The 17,536-nt window shown below is 46.4% G+C and carries 15 protein-coding genes and 1 pseudogene; 4 read left to right on the plus strand and 12 right to left on the minus strand.

Translation table 11 applies throughout. The features are described from left to right. Positions 1–28 precede the first annotated feature (28 nt). Positions 29–658, plus strand: a complete 630-nt coding sequence (locus tag ACK5NH_RS07845; RefSeq protein WP_416919002.1) for an SCO family protein — start codon at positions 29–31, stop codon at positions 656–658. Positions 659–671: 13 nt separating this feature from the next. On the opposite strand, the gene ACK5NH_RS07850 is transcribed toward ACK5NH_RS07845, so the two are convergent. Continuing rightward, positions 672–1,718: a polysaccharide deacetylase family protein gene (locus ACK5NH_RS07850; RefSeq protein ID WP_416918956.1), complete on the minus strand. Its 1,047-nt coding sequence runs from the start codon at positions 1,716–1,718 to the stop codon at positions 672–674. Between the two features lie 22 nt (positions 1,719–1,740). On the opposite strand from ACK5NH_RS07850, the gene ACK5NH_RS07855 reads away from it, so the two are divergent. Beyond that, a complete protein-coding gene (locus ACK5NH_RS07855; RefSeq protein WP_416918958.1) occupies positions 1,741–3,111 on the plus strand; it encodes an MATE family efflux transporter in 1,371 nt (456 codons plus the stop codon). Between the two features lie 341 nt (positions 3,112–3,452). Here the strand turns inward: ACK5NH_RS07855 and nfuA are convergent, their stop codons facing one another. The 8 genes and pseudogenes from nfuA to ACK5NH_RS07895 all read right to left on the minus strand — a co-directional run bounded on the left by nfuA (position 3,453) and on the right by ACK5NH_RS07895 (position 10,847). After that, complete coding sequence (gene nfuA / locus ACK5NH_RS07860) at positions 3,453–4,031, minus strand: Fe-S biogenesis protein NfuA (RefSeq protein WP_416918961.1); 579 nt, start codon at positions 4,029–4,031, stop codon at positions 3,453–3,455. Positions 4,032–4,258: 227 nt separating this feature from the next. Next, positions 4,259–6,007 (minus strand): urocanate reductase, encoded by a 1,749-nt coding sequence (urdA, locus tag ACK5NH_RS07865; RefSeq protein ID WP_416918963.1) that lies wholly within the window; start codon positions 6,005–6,007, stop codon positions 4,259–4,261. Between the two features lie 101 nt (positions 6,008–6,108). Next, a complete protein-coding gene (locus ACK5NH_RS07870; protein ID WP_416918965.1) occupies positions 6,109–6,717 on the minus strand; it encodes an outer membrane protein OmpK in 609 nt (202 codons plus the stop codon). Positions 6,718–6,836: 119 nt separating this feature from the next. After that, on the minus strand, positions 6,837–7,043 hold the full coding sequence (locus ACK5NH_RS07875) for a hypothetical protein (protein WP_416918967.1): 207 nt from the start codon (positions 7,041–7,043) through the stop codon (positions 6,837–6,839). A gap of 190 nt (positions 7,044–7,233) precedes the next feature. Beyond that, positions 7,234–8,475, minus strand: coding sequence for a sensor histidine kinase (locus ACK5NH_RS07880; RefSeq protein ID WP_416918969.1), 1,242 nt, complete (start codon positions 8,473–8,475; stop codon positions 7,234–7,236). Continuing rightward, positions 8,462–9,139 carry a response regulator transcription factor gene (locus ACK5NH_RS07885; protein ID WP_416918971.1) on the minus strand — a complete coding sequence of 226 codons (678 nt, stop codon included), beginning with the start codon at positions 9,137–9,139 and terminating at the stop codon, positions 8,462–8,464. The genes ACK5NH_RS07880 and ACK5NH_RS07885 overlap by 14 nt, the downstream gene beginning before the upstream one ends. Before the next feature lie 2 nt (positions 9,140–9,141). Next, complete coding sequence (locus ACK5NH_RS07890) at positions 9,142–9,888, minus strand: helix-turn-helix transcriptional regulator (RefSeq protein ID WP_416918973.1); 747 nt, start codon at positions 9,886–9,888, stop codon at positions 9,142–9,144. 167 nt (positions 9,889–10,055) lie between these two features. Further along, positions 10,056–10,847: pseudogene (locus tag ACK5NH_RS07895) on the minus strand (ComF family protein). A gap of 25 nt (positions 10,848–10,872) precedes the next feature. Here ACK5NH_RS07895 and bioH point away from each other — a divergent pair. Continuing rightward, entirely contained in the window at positions 10,873–11,667 is a 795-nt protein-coding gene (gene bioH / locus ACK5NH_RS07900; protein ID WP_416918975.1) for a pimeloyl-ACP methyl ester esterase BioH, read from the plus strand. Between the two features lie 61 nt (positions 11,668–11,728). Beyond that, positions 11,729–12,283, plus strand: coding sequence for a hypothetical protein (locus ACK5NH_RS07905; RefSeq protein WP_416918977.1), 555 nt, complete (start codon positions 11,729–11,731; stop codon positions 12,281–12,283). Positions 12,284–12,339: 56 nt separating this feature from the next. On the opposite strand, the gene ACK5NH_RS07910 is transcribed toward ACK5NH_RS07905, so the two are convergent. The 3 genes from ACK5NH_RS07910 to greB all read right to left on the minus strand — a co-directional run bounded on the left by ACK5NH_RS07910 (position 12,340) and on the right by greB (position 17,509). Continuing rightward, positions 12,340–14,304 carry an LTA synthase family protein gene (locus tag ACK5NH_RS07910; RefSeq protein ID WP_416918979.1) on the minus strand — a complete coding sequence of 655 codons (1,965 nt, stop codon included), beginning with the start codon at positions 14,302–14,304 and terminating at the stop codon, positions 12,340–12,342. Positions 14,305–14,521: 217 nt separating this feature from the next. Next, positions 14,522–16,876 (minus strand): Tex family protein, encoded by a 2,355-nt coding sequence (locus ACK5NH_RS07915; protein WP_416918981.1) that lies wholly within the window; start codon positions 16,874–16,876, stop codon positions 14,522–14,524. Between the two features lie 129 nt (positions 16,877–17,005). After that, positions 17,006–17,509 carry a transcription elongation factor GreB gene (greB, locus tag ACK5NH_RS07920; RefSeq protein WP_416918983.1) on the minus strand — a complete coding sequence of 168 codons (504 nt, stop codon included), beginning with the start codon at positions 17,507–17,509 and terminating at the stop codon, positions 17,006–17,008. Positions 17,510–17,536 lie beyond the last annotated feature (27 nt).

The following is a 17,536-nucleotide window of genomic DNA, read 5'->3' on the forward strand; positions in this document are numbered from 1 at the left end:
GGTCAAAGGACAAAATATGCAAACAAGAATCTCCAACAAGATCTTAGTGATAGCGATTCTATTAATAGGATTGGGCGGGCTATTTGCAGTGAAGTTCAATCCACCTAAGCCCGTTGAGTTAGAGAGTGGTTTTTTGTTTCCCGAGGCGTTCGAGCTAGCGCCCTTTGAGCTTGTCGATCAACAGCAGAAACCCTTTACCAATGCGAATTTGAAGGATCGATGGAGCCTATTCTTTATCGGCTTTACCTATTGCCCCGATGTCTGTCCGACCACCTTAAACAAACTCGCCGCCGCCTATCCTGAGCTGAAAAAAATTGCGCCCATTCAAATCGTGTTTTTATCCGTGGATCCGAAGCGGGACACCCCAGAGAAACTCCTCACCTATGTGAATTTCTTTAATCCTGAGTTTAAGGCAGTGACGGGTGAGCAAACCCAAATCTTCCCCCTCACCCGCAGCCTAGGCCTCACCTATGCCATGGTCGGCGAAGGGGATAATTATCAAGTCGATCATAGTGCTGGCTATGTACTGGTTTCTCCCCAAGGCACGCGGGTCGCAGTGTTTAAACCCACGGCAGCCTTAGGTAAAGCCCCTCAAGTACTCAACGACGCCTTGATCAGCGACTTCGATAAAATCGTCAAAAGCTACAAACCTAAATAGCTTCGCAAAGGCATTATTCTTTAACCCAAGTGCCGTCGTCTTTAGGTCTCACCCATGCCTGCGAAAACCAGTAATAACCATTGCGCGTCTTACTTGGCGCAGTGCAATTGTAGCGTGAACGCCCCGCTGGCAGGGCTAAATCGGCTTGAATACTAAACTCATTGTCGCTGCTCCAAGTCGGCGTTTTAGCGCCTTGCCCTTGGATATAACACATGACCTGCTTGGCCGAAATATCGCTCATATCGAGCTTAACCTTAAGCTCGGGGCGCCAATGTCCGCCCTTAAGCTCAGGATCGCTAGGCGTTTGCTCAAGCACTGGCATATTGAGGCTGTATAACTTGGCTTTTAAGCTCTTTAAATCCGCATATTGCCCCGCCACAGGGAAACGCGGCAGCGCCGTGAGTGGCGAATAGGGGCCTGCCGCTCCAGACTGCTGGCCAAAAGCGACAAAGCCATTTTCGGTCAACATATCTTGAATCGCCTGATTGTATTCCCCATAGGGATAGGCCAGCATTTTAAAGTTCTGCCCCGTCGCCTCACGAATCGCGTTTTCGGTGTCCTGAATATTGGCCTTAATTCGCGCAATCCATTGGCTTTGGGATTCATTGTCTTGGCGGCGGATCAGATGTTCATGGGCCCAACTATGGTTAGCAATGTCGGCCCCTTCCTTGGAAAGCTTAATCAGATCTTCCCAGGTCATCATCTCGGTAAACTTTTGTTTAATCGGCTCAATTGCCACAAATAGGGTGTAGGGAAAACCAAATTCCTTTAGGATAGGGTGCGCTGTGGTCGCGATGCTGCGATAACCATCATCGAAGGTAATAGCCACCGTTTTGGCGGGTAAGTCCTGTTTATTTTTGATCGCCTCAACCACTTGAGATAAGGGGATAACCTTAAAGCCATCGTCCGCCAGAAACTGCATTTGCTCACGAAATTGTGCAGGCGTGACGCTCGTCGCCGCCGGTGTGCTTTCTGACACATGGTGATACTGTAAAACGACCACAGCATGGGCCGAGAAGGTCATCAGCCCTAAGAGTGCCAATAACGCACGTTTAACCATAATGTGAATACCTCTGAAATCAATGATTACCGAAAAACCCACCGCACTCGCGCTCCTGTTGAATGGCACCAAGAATCGCCAGCTGCTCGCGCTTGCCCTGCCGATGATCCTCTCCAATATCACGGTTCCGCTGTTGGGACTGGTGGATACGGCCGTCATCGGGCATTTAAGTGAGGCCTATTATTTAGGGGGCGTCGCACTCGGGTCAACGATTATCACATTAATCATTTGGTTATTAGGCTTTTTACGGATGGCGACCACGGGATTAGTCGCACAGGCCTATGGCGCAAATGATATTAACGCCCAATTAAAATTGCTAGTCCAAGGCGCCATGTTGGCGACAGGGCTGGGTATCGCGGTGATCCTATTGCAGATCCCGATATTGAATTTAGCGCTTAGCCTCTCCGAGGCGAGTGTTGAAGTGGAACGTTATTGCCGAGAATATTTTCAAGTCCGCGTTTGGTCGACGCCATTCGCCCTGCTCAATTTAGTCATGTTGGGCTGGCTCCTTGGCAGGCAACAACCCAAGGCGGCCATGTGGCAGCTCATCTTTGCCAACTTAACCAATATCATCCTCGATGTACTGTTTGTAATAGGTTTAGGCTGGAGTGTTAAAGGGGCGGCGCTTGCCTCGGTATGTGCGGATATCACCGCCTTTAGCGTTGCGCTCTACATGGTATTACAACAGCTTAAGCTGTCGTCTCAATTTACATTTGACCACTTGCGTGTCCATCTAACTTTTGTCGGTTACGGCCAGCTGCTTAGGCTCAATACTGATATTTTCATTCGCAGCCTGTGCCTGCAAGCCGCCTTCGCCTTTATGACCTTTCACGGTGCGGGCCTTGGGGATAATACGGTCGCAGCCAATGCGGTGTTATTGAATTTACTCTTATTAATCGCCTACGCCCTCGATGGCATTGCCTATTATGCCGAGGCGGAAGTGGGCAAAGCCTACGGGCAACAACGCACACAGCCACTGCGCGAAGCAGTACTCCTAGCCTGGTGTTGGTCAGCCATCACAGCCCTAGGTTTTAGCCTGATATTTTATCTTTTTGGAGACCATATCATAGGGCTGCTAACCAATATTGATGAGGTGAGAACCACAGCGCAAATTTATCTGCCTTGGCTGGTATTACTGCCGCTTTGGTCTTTTGGTTCTTACCTTTTCGATGGAGTCTATATTGGCGCGGCACAGGGTAAAGTGATGCGTAACAGCATGATTATCTCGACATTTGGCGCATTTTTTCCAACATGGTTTTTGCTACAATCGCTGTTACCTTCCGAGCAGGCTAACCATGCCCTGTGGGCAGCCATGACGGCCTTTATGATAACGCGCAGCCTCACCCTAGCGACACATTACCACTTTAGCAAGGCGTTCAAACTGCACTCTTAGTCATGTAACAATCTGAATAATTTGATTGTTTATCGTGAGGTGTGCAGGGTGATTTGCCATTGTTTCCCCAGTGACACGCCATCAACTCGTCCCTGAGAGCTCTACTAAAACCTCCATGTTTTAGAAGGTCACTGGTACAACAATGCCAATCTTTACGACCTTTGAACTGTTTATCCGGCTAAAAGCTTTTGCCCCAAAGTGTGTTGTGGGGTTACGAGTGAAGTTTGTACACTTAAATCCCACTATATAATATAACTGTCAGTTCGTGTATGAGTTAGTACAAATTAAGAGATATAAAAAACGCGACTCTCGGGTCGCGTTTTTCAGCTCAACAAGCAAGATTAAGCGTAAGAATGCTCACCATGTTGATGATCTGTTACGTCACGTACGCCAGATAACTCGCCAGAGAACATGTCTAACAGTTGCTTCTCGATACCATCCTTCAGGGTGATATCCACTTGAGAACAACCGTTACAACCGCCACCAAACTGCAATACGGCAACACCTTCTTGGGTGATTTCGACCAACATGATGTTACCACCATGGCTTGCCAGTTGTGGGTTGATTTCAGATTGGATCACGTACTCAACGCGCTCAGTTAATGGTGCATCAGAAGCCACTTTACGCATTTTTGCGTTAGGCGCTTTAAGGGTTAATTGTGAACCTAATTGATCGGTAACGAAGTCGATTGAGGCTTCTTCTAAGAAAGGCGCACTCTTCTCATCTACCATAGCGCTAAAGCCATTGAATTCTAATTCAATATCATCGCTTTCAACGGCATCTGGTGGGCAGTAAGACACGCCACACTCAGCTTGTGCGGTACCTGGACTGATCACAAATACGCGAATATGAGTGCCTTCAGGTTGATCGGCTAACAACTTTACAAAATGGGCCTGAGCCGCATCGGAAATAGTAATCATGGAAACCAGCTCCGTCAGGGGATACCTGAGTGTTTTAGTAAGAATTAGGCGTATGATACTCCTACTCACACGCGCTTTGTAGTCCCTAGGGTAGCAAGTTCTGGAATTTTGCAAAATCCATCACGCTTTCACGATCAGATAAAGGGCTCAAATAAATGAGTAAAATACCCTTCTTTAAAGGCAAAAAAGCGACCCAAAGGTCGCTTTTACTTGGAACCAACCGCACTCTATTTAGCGGCTTCTTGGCCTGCAATACGACCAAACACAATAATATCTGTGTACGCATTACCACCCAGTCGGTTTGTGCCATGGGTTAAGCCTGTCACTTCACCTGCGGCAAATAAACCAGGAATAATATTTCCTTTCTCATCTAGCACACGAGTATGAGTATCAACCACAAGTCCACCCATAGTGTGGTGCACTGAAGGGGTCGCTTTTAAAATCCAATATGGTCCTTTACTTAAATCGACTAAACCAGAGCGATGGTTAAAGGCTTCATCCTTGCCAGTTGCGGCATAGTGATTGACGTGTTTAATCGTAGCTAACAACTTATCTTCTGGAATGTTAAAGACTTTGGCGGCCTCTTCTAAGGTATCAACCTTGTGCATTAGCCCATCTTTGGTAAATTCTTTAAGTTCACCTTGATGCATTTCAACCGTATGGGCAACGTCCTCGATAGCCTGATTCCACAACACATAGGTATAACGTCCTGGCTGCGCCAGAATAGCTTGTGAAATCACGTCACGACGCTCTAATTCTTCCACAAAACGCTCACCATTCTGGTTAATTAACACTGCACCAAAAAAACGCGCATCGGCAATTAAAGCAATCGCACCCGAGGTTGGGCTACAAATAGGGTATGACTGGATATATCCCATATTTTTAGCCGCGGCGTGAATCTTCTCCGCCATAACAATCCCATCACCAGTACCACCTGAATGACCTGTACTGCCGTAGCGTTCATCTAACTCAGGATTGTATTTCTTACGCATTTCCATATTCGATGAGAAGCCACCAGTGGCGACAATCACTCCGAGTTTTGCATGATAAGTGATGGTTTTACCATTGTGAGTCGCCTCAACCCCAACAACCCGACCGGTTTGATCTTGAAGTAATCGCTCCGCTTTGGTGTTGGTGTGGACAGGCAAACCGACTTCTTCAGCCTTGATAGAAAACTTGCTGATCACTTCAGCGCCAGTGTGGCCTTTAGGGATTAAAGCCCGCTTAACGCTATGTCCACCAAACTGGAATAATTGATCGGGATAAAACTCAACTTTTACATAATCCCTTAGCCACTCTGCGGCCTCGACAGCATTGTCAGCCATGGTCTTAACCATTTCAGGATCGCCCTTAAAGTCCCCACCTTTTAAGGTATCGCTGATAAACAGCTCTTTGCTATCAGTTATACCCATGTTTTTCTGTACCCAGCTTCCGGCCACATTCATCTCAGCGCCTGAAATCAATGAGTTACCACCAACGATCGGCATTTTTTCAATAATAACAGCCGTTCGACCAGCCGCCATAGCCTCTAAACCCGCACTAAAGCCAGCCCCACCCGAACCAATCACAACTACGTCGTAGGTATATTCAGTCGGTGTTACAGCTTCCGTTTTTTTCGCGGCAGCAACAGCTGCCAATGTGACGCCAGCGGCTTCAATACTTTTACTGACGGCTTCTTTCAGTGCATTCGATGTCACTGTCGCCCCAGTAATACCGTCAACATCAACAGAGTTGTTATCAATAATCGCTTGCTTCACATCACGAAATACGGCTCCCGCAAGAACCTTATTTTCCTTTTGCTTGAGTACATCAATCCCAACGATATGCCCGTCTTCAAATGTTGTTTCAACCTGCACTTCGCCATGCTTACCCTGCGCAGTACCTTGGCTTTTGACTATTTGATGTGTCACTTGACAGCCTGCGACTACTATTAGTGTAGTAATAGCAAGGCCTATGATGGATTGTTTATAATGCATTACAGTCCCTCTATATTAAATATTTATAAATTAATTTTAAAAACCAATATCACTTAGGATTAATATACTTATCGAGAATATTTAACTGCCTTCAAAGGTATCTAAAATTGATAGCCGACCGATACACCATATTCAATACCATCATTATATTGAGCCCCCCAACTGTCATAATCGGTAAAATGTAACTTGGTGTATATTGAATCCGTCAACATTGTCTGCAAAGTTGTGATTATTTGATGACCGTAGCTATCATAAGAAAAAAGATCCTGATGCGCTTTATCCCGATCAATTTGAGCCTCGTAATTTAGACTGAAGCTATGTTTAAACCCTAATAGTTCAAATGGATACTTTGCATTCAAAACAACTGCGTAGCCGGATAAATCGTTGAATTTCTCTGATGTAGGTGAAAAGTTACCAAAGGTATAGTTGAAACCAACACCGTAATTTAGAGATAAAGCCTTAAATTTAGTATTATGTGTAAAGCCGAAATACAGATTATCTTCGACTAAGGTTTCACTTGCTGATACAAAGTTTTGCGTCCAAAAATTAAAGTTGGATTCACCAATCTTGTTTTCGAGTATCATTAATGACTTAAGTGTTGTTTTTCCATCTTGATTTTTCTGATTCTCCGCCAGTTCCGCAGGGTTTTCTAATTTTACATTCGCAAAATAGGTTCCCCAATCGGCTTTGTTTCCTAATAGTAAAAACACAAAGTTATTAGTTCTAAATCAGGAGAATCTTCTGCGTAGCGAAAAACAATCAACGACGGGACAAGGGCTGTTGGCTCGTTTTTCCTGTCGTGATAAGCGCTGTATAGCTATTTATCCTTTTAGGAAACAAAGCCTCCCCAATCCGCAATTCCCAAATGATTTAGCCTAACAAATGGTTGGTTAAATACCCCTGGGTTATCATCTTCTGTACTATTGGTATAAAACTTATAACCAAGATCTATACTAGTTTTAGTAACATCGGCATAGACTGAAGCACTAATAAAAACTGTGCTTAATAACACTATTGCCATACTCTTATTTAACATAAAGCCTCCACATCCATATATCTCACTAGAAGATATTTCCTTCATAGCACAAAGGTATTCTGCTAAAACAGAAACCATATAGAGATATTTTTACTACAACAGAGACAAAGGCTATGTGATCTATGATTTAAAAGTTTTTTGAGTTTATAATGTGTGTGGTTTTACGCAGTAAAAGATACTTTAAATAGGCTTAAATTATTTCTAGCCTTGCTATAAATAGATTATTTTCTGATGAAATCTCAAAAATCCATCCCAATTGCTGCGCTAACCTTCTGACTAATAGTAAACCTAGACCAAAACCACTATGACCTTGATCACTATACGAGTTAACGATCTCTATAGAATGACTTCTTTGAGTGATAAATATATCAACTCCACCATGCTCCATGCTATTCCTTAACAAATTACTAATAATAATCCGCAACGGATGGAGCTGAACTAATAGTCGTGTACTATCTGTCACTAACTGTATATTGCGCTCCTGGCCATGTACCCACTTTTGTTCCTTAACAATATCAACAAGTAAAGGAGAAATAGCTACAGTTTCCTTTTCCATGACTGAGCATTCTTTATTTGTTAGCCAGAGCAATGTTTCAATGAGTGACTTCATTTGTCTCGTTGCTTGCGAAGCATATAAAGTTGCACCAGTAAGTTCACCTTGCTGCAATTCGAGTATTTCGAACGAAGACTGGCATATTGCAACTGGCGTACGTAATTCGTGACTAGCGAAACGTAAGAAATTTAGCTCTCGTTGCTGAGCTCCCTGAAGTTGTAATATCGAGTTATCTAACGCATCAACAATTGCTTTTAATTCAGCATACTCTTGTTGCGGCAAGCTAAGTTTACTCCCTCCCTCCCAATCATGCTGTTTAATCGCACGGCTAATTTGATGAACAGGTTTAATCACTTTGCTCTGCATATAAAACGCAAGGCTTGCACTTGCACAAAAGGTTATCAATACCAGCAGCAAAATGGCCGTCATGTTTTTAGGTGCAAATTGCAAATCATGCGTAACACTGTAGTTCAGCCAAATATAGAGGGGTTGGCCAGTTTGCGTGTAATACACACTTAACGCATCAACATAGGGGCCTTCAGCATGCTCATACAGAATTTTGTTCACATCTGTTAAGACCTCATTGTTACTTAACTCTCTAATTTGAGCTGGGATATCTAACCAATGAAGATATACGGTTAAGTGATCAGTTTTTAGAATTGGCGGATTAATCGCTTGCTGTGGTTGAATATGCGGATTCGTCTTCAGTAGCACTTCAGCTGCTTGCCCAACATTATGGATAGTGACTTCATGCATAGAAATCATACCAGCGCACATCATGCATAGAGGGATAAAGCTATTCACTGCTAATGTTATTAATAGAAAAATAACACCCCAGACTTGATAACTTCGCTTAAGGCTGAGCTTAGGCATTTGCATCAGTGTCGTTCCTAAGACTTAAACCAACTCCACGAATTGTATGTAGTAATTGGCGTTCGAAAGGCCTATCGATCACCCTTCGTAGAAGATGAATATGGCTGCGTAGGCTATCACTATCTGGAATACTATCAGGCCAAATGACTCGCTCGATTTCTTCTCGACCGACGGTTTCTGGGCTACGCCTCGCTAATAAAGCTAAGATCTGCCAACCCGTTTTAGATAAGGTAAGCAGTTGATCTTGGCGATAAGCCATATGGTTGCCAAAATCAATTTCTAGATCGCCGATAACTAGGTGTTGAGGCGCTGGTCGACGTTGGGCAACGACTTTCAACCGTGCGACCAACTCTTCCATCGCGAAGGGTTTTACTAAATAATCGTCAGCACCAACAGCAAATCCATCCAAACGTTCCTTCAAGCTACTGCGTGCAGTTAACATAATAATTGGCGAAGTAATGCACTGTGCTTTCCATCGTTCACAGGCTTTTATTCCATCACCATCCGGTAAGTTCAGGTCAAGAATAACTACGTCGAATTGTTGCCGACTAATGAGCATATCAGCTTGTGCCAAGTTAAATGCGTAATCACATTCGATGCCACTTAACTCGAGATATTGAATGATGTTATTTGATAAAAGCCGATTATCCTCAACCAGTAAGACCAACATATTTAAATCAACTCATATTGGTGTGCTAAATGAATCAAGTTTGCTCGATTAGCCGCACCAAATTTTTTTCGCATGGATTCCATATGATATTCAACTCCCCTAACACTTATCGGGAGCTGAGTAGAAATTTCATCGTTTTGCAGACCGTCTGCAACCATTTGCAAAATATCTCTAGCATTATCTTTGAGGAGGGACCTTTGTAGAAATGGATTGAACATTGGCTTATTGCATTCAAACAGTTTGTTCTGCGCCTCCTTCAACGTATTGGCCAATCCGTCTAACACAATTTCTGAGTAACTTTGGTGACTCAGCAGCATAAAGCGGCCAGTCCAACGACATTGGTCGTGACACACAATCGGCCAACTCAACACAGTTTGAATATTGTGCTTATTAAACAGTACGCTGACCTTATTGTTTTTTTCACTTGTAAATTTATATGCGTAGGGTTTTGATGTATCGAGTGAAAAACCAAAATTAGCATCATTAGCTGCCACCTGATTTAAATAAAAACGCTGCAATTGAGCAATAACGGGTGAAGAAGCTACGCTAGCGATAGGTTTGCGTAACGCCGTTGGGGAGAACAGATTAGTATCTTTCGGAAAATGATAGTTTTCATAGGCACAGTGTGAGATTCCTTGAAACCAGAAACCACTAAAACCGTGCAGTTTCAATGAAGTACTAATTCCCTGAATAACATCTTTTAACGTCGATACTGTATTGGCATTTGATAGCGTCTGTTTAGCATCCATAAATACCCCCAAACCAAATAATAAGGAAGGTACCTCAATACAAAAAATAAACAAAACCTATTGATACATATACTTACACCTGATCCCAAAAATAAAACTTATTTTTTATTTCCCGTTTTTTTGACATTGTTTTGACGTAAACAAAGGTAAAATGCATTGCTGTTTGCCTACTCCTCGTCGAATATATCCAACAAACCCGGCGCTTCTGCTCTGGCGAGACACCATATTTGTACCTGTATATATCGCGCTTCAAATAAACGGGCGATTTCCGCAACCGTCGTACCAGTCGTCACCACATCATCCACTAGCGCAATCCGTTGATAGGCAAAATCAGCATTTAACTCAAAAGCATTCTGTAGATTTCGCCGCCGCTACGCGCCATTAAGTCCCGCTTGTGGGCGAGTATCCTGCTGTCGAACTAATCCGTCACTAACCATTGGCAACGCAAGCTGATTCGATAACTCCCGAGCAATTAGCCAAGCTTGATTAAATCCCCGTTGTCGCAATCGATTAGGGTGTAAAGGGACTGGCACTATGGCCTGCGGTAGCGTGATGAGTCCTTGCTGTTCCAGTTGGGCAATTCGCGCGACTAAGGCTCGGCATAATATGGGTAAGGCGGCGAGTTGCCCCTGATATTTAATGGCCGCTATCCAAGGACCAAAGCCTTGATGATAACTGCAAGGAGCGATGACTTTTCGCGGTTGATGTCGTTGACACTCTCCACAATACTCCAGCTCAAGTTGCATAGATTTGCCGCAACCTAAACAAATTGGGCCGTGATATAACCCAGTTTGTAGGCATACCTGGCAAAATCCCGCTTCCTTTGCATTGAGGGATTGGTGGCACAGTAAGCAGCGGTTAGGTAAACTGCCCGCCAAGTAACGCTGCCCCAAATGCGAAACTAAGCGTAACAGCTTCGCCCCCTGTTGCGACCAAGTCCATTTGCTATCGCCCGACATACAAGATCCTATAAGAGGTATTTTAGTGAACTCTGCGACGCCAACCCTTCAGCCCCAACTGCATATAGACACCCGAGGCCAAGGGCCAGATTTGGTAATGCTCCACGGTTGGGGCGTTAACAGCGCCGTATTCACGCCACTGCATGAGCAGCTTTCTGAGTATAGAGTCCACTATGTCGATTTGCCGGGCTTTGGTTTAAGTCAGCCGATAGCCGGGGATTTATCCACTTGGGTTGACGCCTTAATTCATGCCTTACCCGCTAATGCAATTTGGGCCGGCTGGTCACTGGGTGGATTAGTCGCGACTCAAGCCGCCATTCGCTATCCATCCCATGTCAGAGGATTGATGACTATCGCCTCCTCGCCTTGTTTTATGGCGAGGGAGGAAGAAGCATGGCCTGGCATTCCACCGCAGGTGCTCAGCATGTTTGGCGAGCAACTTGGGCAAAATTTACCGAAAACTATTGAGCGTTTCTTAGCGATTCAGGCTATGGGCAGTGAAACCGCCAAAGACGATATCAAGCAGCTGCGGGATTTGGTTCTAGCGCGTCCGTTGCCCGATGCAACAACCTTAACGCAAGGCCTTGATATGTTGAATCAAATCGATCTCAGACCACAATTATCTGCGATACAGCAACCTTGGCAGCGGATCTGGGGCCGACTCGATGGACTCGTGCCCAAACGCGTTCAACCTAAGATGCCCACCGCAAGCCACATCACAGATGTGATGCTTGCCAAGGCCTCCCACGCACCGTTTGTATCCCACAGGGAAGAATTCTTACAGGCAATCACACCTTGGCTGGCGCAATTTAGGGACTAGTGCTTTATCTTTGTGCAATAAGTGGCTAGTATTTAACCATTAAAGTCACAAGGAATTTTTCATGCTGCTTGTCAGTAATTACCCCCAAGTCCCGATAGCGACGACCAATGTCGCGACGGACTCGGCTCGGGTCGACAATCAGCTCAAGCCCATAGTGATCCCACCACAGGCCGCGACTAAGGGTCATGAAGAACGCGCCTTTAACCCGCAAAATGAGCGTACCGCAGATCAAACTCAGCAACAGGCACGCCTACTCGAGCAAAATCAGCAGCAAGTTCAAGACAAACAGCAACAGCAGCAGTCTTCACAACAACAGAGCCAGCAACAGCAAGAGAAACAAGCCCCTATAGTTGCTGCCGATCGTGCGCTCCCCAAAGCCCTTAAAGTGCCAGTACGCGGTCCTGCCGCCCTGCAGCGTAAGGATATTCGGCTAAAAGTCGGACAAAACAATCCTCGCCCTGCTAATACTATGGCGAAAACCAGCACCACTACGACTCGTCAACCGATGCAAGGTGAATCTCCCCAGTTTTATCAGCAGGTTGGGCAACGTATTGGCCAGTTTTATGCGCAGCAGACTCAGCCTGAGGCTGAACCCGCTATGTCGGCTTGGATTTAAGAGTTTCTGATTTTAAAGATAAAAATGCCGCTTTATCAGCGGCATTTTTAATTCGGTTACCTAGCCGAGCGATAAAGCTCTTGCTGGTAAGCTAGGCTGCCCCACAGGGCCCAACCTAAAGCCTTTTTCTCCAGTGCCTGCGCAGCAGGAGCATGAGGAGTTAAGTGTTCGGTCTTTTCATCATACTGGAAGCCCTGCGCCGCTTTTTCAGGTTGCAGGATAACCACATCTTTACCTTCCATCAGAGCAAAGTTTTTATCGTATTGCATCAGCGCGCGCCCAGGCCAATCATCGCTGACCTGAGTTAAGTCACGGCCTAGCATAGGATAAGAGTCTGATATACCAATCAAAGATAACAAGGTTGGCGGCAAGTCGATTTGACTCACAATACGGTGGTCGCGTTTTGGCGCAACATTATCCCCAAGGATTAACCCAGGGATACGGAAACGCGGTACAGGCACCAGATCCGCACCACCAACGCGACTGTCGTGATCGGCTACCACGATGAAGATAGTATCCTTCCAATAGTCAGCATTTTTCGCCAGCTTAAAGAACTCGCCAATTGCATAATCGGCATATTTTGCCGCGTTATTACGGGTTTGCTTAGGCTGTTCATACAACTCGATACGGCCATCGGGGAATTCGAATGGGTCGTGATTACTTGAGCTAAAGACCAAACTAAAGAATGGCTTACCTTCACTATGAAGACGCTTGAACTCACTATTCGCCTTACGCATTAAATCTTCATCGGAAGCGCCCCAAGATCCCACAAAGGCAGGAGACTGATAGTCCTTCTGGTCGATAATGTCGCTAAATCCATTACCAAGGAAGAAGCTGCGCATATTGTCGAAGTGGCTCTCACCACCGTAGATAAATTGGGTGGTATAACCGTGGTTTTTCAGCAATTCGGCGAGGGTGAAAAAGCCTGTCTGGCTCTTACCTAGTTTCACCACAGCGCGGGCCGGTGTTGGGGTAAAACCTGTGGTGACCGCTTCGATTCCGCGTACAGAACGTGTGCCAGTGGCGTAAAGATTATCGAAATACCAACCTTCCTGTGAGAGCGCATCGATATTCGGCGTTAAAGGCATACCGCCTAAGCTCCCCACAAAACGGGCGCCTAGGCTTTCCTGCAGCAGGATCACGAGGTTTTTAGGTTTTCCACTGTAACTGGCTTGGTTAAAGCTCAATGAGGGGATTTCACTAGAGGTAAAGGCACTCTCTGGGCGGCCACTCTCTAGTCTGATCGTCTTGATGATCTCATCTTTGTCTAATGAGCCGTACACCTTAGAAGCATCTTCTTCACTACCCATTTGCTTGATCGCAAATACTAAAGAATAAGCAGAGTTTATCACTAAGGAGTTCACTAATGGATCATCGGCGAATGCCACCATAGCGGGGTTGATGGGTCTATGGCCTAAGGTTGAGCGCGCGCCCAACAGGGTCACCACAATCACCATGACAGCGAGCACAGGACGCCAATACCAATGTGGGAAACGCAGATTTTTAGACAACTTACCGCTGAGTTTCCAACCGCCCCACAGAGTGGCTATGCTAAGCAACACAGAGAAAATCAGCTCCAGCTTGCGTCCCGCCCACAGCATCGACAGCACTTCTTTGGGGTAAATCAAATACTCTACGTACAAGCGATTAGGGCGGATGCCGTATTCTTCAATAAAGGCGGGCGTTGACACTTCGAGAAATAAAATGGTCCACAGACCTAAGGTTAACCATAGGCGCAAGACCCATTGCCAAATGCGGCCAATAGTATGCTCACCTGAAAACAACGCCGTACCTAAGGCAGCGACGCCCCATAACCAACACAAGGTTGCGATATCGACCCGAATACCTTGCAGTAACAGATGCGACCAACCGTCGACGGCAGCAACACGTTCGCCCTGCCAAAGACCTAAGCCGATGCGGCTAGCCGTAGCAATAGCGAGTACTAACAGACTGAAAATAAGAATGGCACGAAACGGCCCATGGACGAGCTGGCGCCCACGAGCGGATAAACCTGACTGCATGTATAACCCCAAAACAGTAAACTTCCACTCAGCTTTGGAGTGTCAATTTGAAAAAAATCGGTGAAAAAGTTGTTCTATGACAACCGATTTTGCTTAACGTTGCATTAAATGCCGACTTTATATTACTGAGGAACGCATATATGCAACAATTTTGTGGCTAACAAGTAAAAAATGTCGACTCGAACACATGAATGTATCCGAGCCGACCTTAGTCAAGTTACTTTTTCAGCTTAGCGAAGGCGTCGGCAAAGGCATTACCCATGGCCGCGTTGACAGGAGCCGCTTTTGGCGCAGGACGCGCCGGCTTATGTTGCGATGTTTTGTGCTGCGCATTAGGCTTGTGAGCCTGCTGCTTACCTTGGGATGGGCCACGTGATTGGGTCTTGCTCTGATCGATAGCCTCATCCAGACGCATACTCAAACCAATACGACGACGCTCAACATCGACCTCCATCACCTTCACTTTCACTACATCTCCCGCTTTAACCACGGTATGGGGATCGGTAATAAACTTGTCGGTTAATGATGAGATATGCACTAAACCATCCTGATGCACACCGATATCCACAAAGGCGCCAAAGTTAGTCACGTTGGTGACAACGCCTTCGAGGATCATCTCAGGTTTCAGATCCTTAAGCTCTTCAACTCCATCCTTAAACTTGGCGGTTTTAAACTCACCACGGGGATCGCGGCCGGGTTTATCCAGTTCGCTCAGGATGTCGGTCACTGTCGGTAAACCAAACTCAGGGGTCGTAAACTCCTGCGGCTTGATGTTACGTAGCAGCTCAGAATTACCGATAAGGCTCGCCAGCTCCACTTGCTTGGTCTTAGCAATGGTTTCGACCAGCGCATAGGCTTCGGGGTGAACCGCCGACATATCCAAGGGATTGTCGCCATCACGGATCCGCAAAAAGCCCGCAGCTTGTTCAAAGGCTTTAGGGCCTAAGCGTGGCACTTTGAGCAGTTCTTTACGGTTTTTGAACGCACCATTGGCATCGCGGTAGTCGACCACGTTTTTCGCTAAGGTCTTGTTTAAGCCCGCAACTTGCGACAGCAAAGGCACCGATGCCATGTTTAAATCCACACCCACACCGTTTACGCAGTCTTCGACCACGGCTTCGAGCGAGCTAGACAGCTGGCTTTGACTCACATCGTGCTGATATTGACCCACACCGATGGACTTAGGCTCAATCTTCACCAATTCCGCTAAGGGATCCTGTAAACGACGGGCAATAGAAACGGCGCCGCGAATAGACACATCTAGCTCTGGGAACTCCAGTGCGGCCAGTTCGGAGGCGGAATACACGGATGCGCCCGCTTCACTCACCATCACCTTGGTCAGTTGCGGTTGGCTATCCTTGAGGCTGGCAATCAATTCACCCGCCAACTTGTCGGTTTCGCGGGAGGCGGTGCCGTTACCAATCGCGATTAATTCCACCTTATGCATTTGCACTAAGTTCGCGAGGGTGCGAATCGACTTGTCCCACAAATTCTGCGGCGCATGGGGGAAGATAGTCGTGTGTGCCACTAACTTACCCGTGTTATCCACTATAGCCACTTTAACGCCCGTACGTAGGCCAGGGTCTAGCCCCATAGTCGCCTTGGCACCCGCCGGTGCGGCCATTAACAAGTCGCCTAAGTTGCGGGCAAATACTTTAATGGCTTCCGCTTCGGCGCGCTCACGCATTTGCGAGATAAACTCGGTTTCCATTTGCAGGGCAATTTTAATCCGCCATGTGGCGGTCACAACGGTCTTAAGCCATTGGTCGACACTGCTCTCGCCAAGTTTCAGGCCTAAGTGCTCGCTAATAATGACTTCGCAGTAACTGCCCTGCCCCGCTTCGGCAGCAGGATCGGCATTCATGGATAAGGAGAGGAAACCCTCATTGCGACCACGCAACATCGCCAAGGCGCGGTGTGATGGCACTTTCGCCAGAGGTTCATTGTGCTCGAAATAGTCGCGAAACTTTGCGCCTTCTTTCTCTTTGCCGGCGATAACGCGGCTCTCTAACACACTGTTTTGGCTTAGGTGGTCACGAACTTTACGCAGTAATTCCGCATCTTCGGCGTAACGTTCCATCAGAATATAACGGGCACCTTCCAGCACGGCTTTGGTATCGGCAAAACCCGCTTCGAGATTTAGATAACCCGCGGCCAATGCCTCGATATCCGCCTTGCGATCGGCAAGCACAGCTTCAACAAGCGGCTCTAATCCCGCTTCGATCGCAATTTGGCCCTTAGTGCGGCGCTTAGGCTTGAAGGGAAGATACAGATCCTCGAGGCGCGTCTTGCTGTCGGCACCGTCAATTTCACGCTGCAATTCAGGCGTTAACTTACCCTGAGCTTGAATGCTGGATAAAATCACCTGACGTCTATCATTCAGCTCGCGCAAATAGCCTAAACGGGTGTGCAGTGTACGTAATTGGGTGTCATCTAAACCACCGGTCGCCTCTTTACGGTAACGGGCGACGAAGGGAACTGTGGCACCATTGTCGAGTAAATCTATGGTGGCAGTGACTTGATGCTCATGAACATTTAATTCCTGAGCAATAATTTGGGCAATAGTCTGCATAAATAAAGTATCGTGCCTAAGGGTTTGATTGATCCTAATTGCGCCCAAGATACCACAGGCGCAGTCGTTATTTCATATGATGCTGTCGATTTCAGCATGAAAATCGACGAGAGTTTGATCTACTAAAGGTTATTCTGACTCGCCCTCAAGCGGCATCTCGAATGGGGTATAGCGGATATCATTGATATACCATTCCTTCGGGCCAGAGGGGGTTTGCACGACCACTTCATCATCGACCTGTTTGCCGATAAGTGCCCGCGCCATGGGAGAGTCTATGGTGATATAGCCGAGTTTAGTGTCGAGTTCATCTTTGCCGACGATACGATACCGCACGCACTCACCCGCTTCGTTCTCGAGTTCGAACCAAGCGCCAAAGTAAATTTTGCCTTCTTGCTGGGGAGAATAGTCGACGATTTTAAGTTCTTCGAGGCGTTTGACAAGGTATCGAACACGACTATCTATTTGACGTAAAAGCCTTTTATTGTAAGTGTAATCCGCATTTTCACTTCGATCGCCCTGTGCCGCAGCCTCCTGCACTTTAAGGGTGATCTGCGGGCGATATTCCTTCCACAGGTATTTTAATTCTTTATCTAAGGTCATCCAGCCTTGGCGGGTGATCAAATGCGCTTTCATAACTCAACTATCCATGGGTTTAACTGT

The organism is Shewanella sp. (assembly GCF_047975355.1).
Classification (GTDB): domain Bacteria; phylum Pseudomonadota; class Gammaproteobacteria; order Enterobacterales; family Shewanellaceae; genus Shewanella.

Coding starts and splice junctions, on each gene's coding strand:
- ACK5NH_RS07850 (WP_416918956.1), bottom strand. CDS start 1,718: ATGGTTAAACGTGCGTTATTGGCACTCTTAGGGCTGATGACCTTCTCG.
- ACK5NH_RS07855 (WP_416918958.1), top strand. CDS start 1,741: ATGATTACCGAAAAACCCACCGCACTCGCGCTCCTGTTGAATGGCACC.
- nfuA (WP_416918961.1), bottom strand. CDS start 4,031: ATGATTACTATTTCCGATGCGGCTCAGGCCCATTTTGTAAAGTTGTTA.
- urdA (WP_416918963.1), bottom strand. CDS start 6,007: ATGCATTATAAACAATCCATCATAGGCCTTGCTATTACTACACTAATA.
- ACK5NH_RS07875 (WP_416918967.1), bottom strand. CDS start 7,043: ATGTTAAATAAGAGTATGGCAATAGTGTTATTAAGCACAGTTTTTATT.
- ACK5NH_RS07880 (WP_416918969.1), bottom strand. CDS start 8,475: ATGCAAATGCCTAAGCTCAGCCTTAAGCGAAGTTATCAAGTCTGGGGT.
- ACK5NH_RS07885 (WP_416918971.1), bottom strand. CDS start 9,139: ATGTTGGTCTTACTGGTTGAGGATAATCGGCTTTTATCAAATAACATC.
- ACK5NH_RS07890 (WP_416918973.1), bottom strand. CDS start 9,888: ATGGATGCTAAACAGACGCTATCAAATGCCAATACAGTATCGACGTTA.
- ACK5NH_RS07905 (WP_416918977.1), top strand. CDS start 11,729: ATGCTGCTTGTCAGTAATTACCCCCAAGTCCCGATAGCGACGACCAAT.
- ACK5NH_RS07910 (WP_416918979.1), bottom strand. CDS start 14,304: ATGCAGTCAGGTTTATCCGCTCGTGGGCGCCAGCTCGTCCATGGGCCG.
- ACK5NH_RS07915 (WP_416918981.1), bottom strand. CDS start 16,876: ATGCAGACTATTGCCCAAATTATTGCTCAGGAATTAAATGTTCATGAG.
- greB (WP_416918983.1), bottom strand. CDS start 17,509: ATGAAAGCGCATTTGATCACCCGCCAAGGCTGGATGACCTTAGATAAA.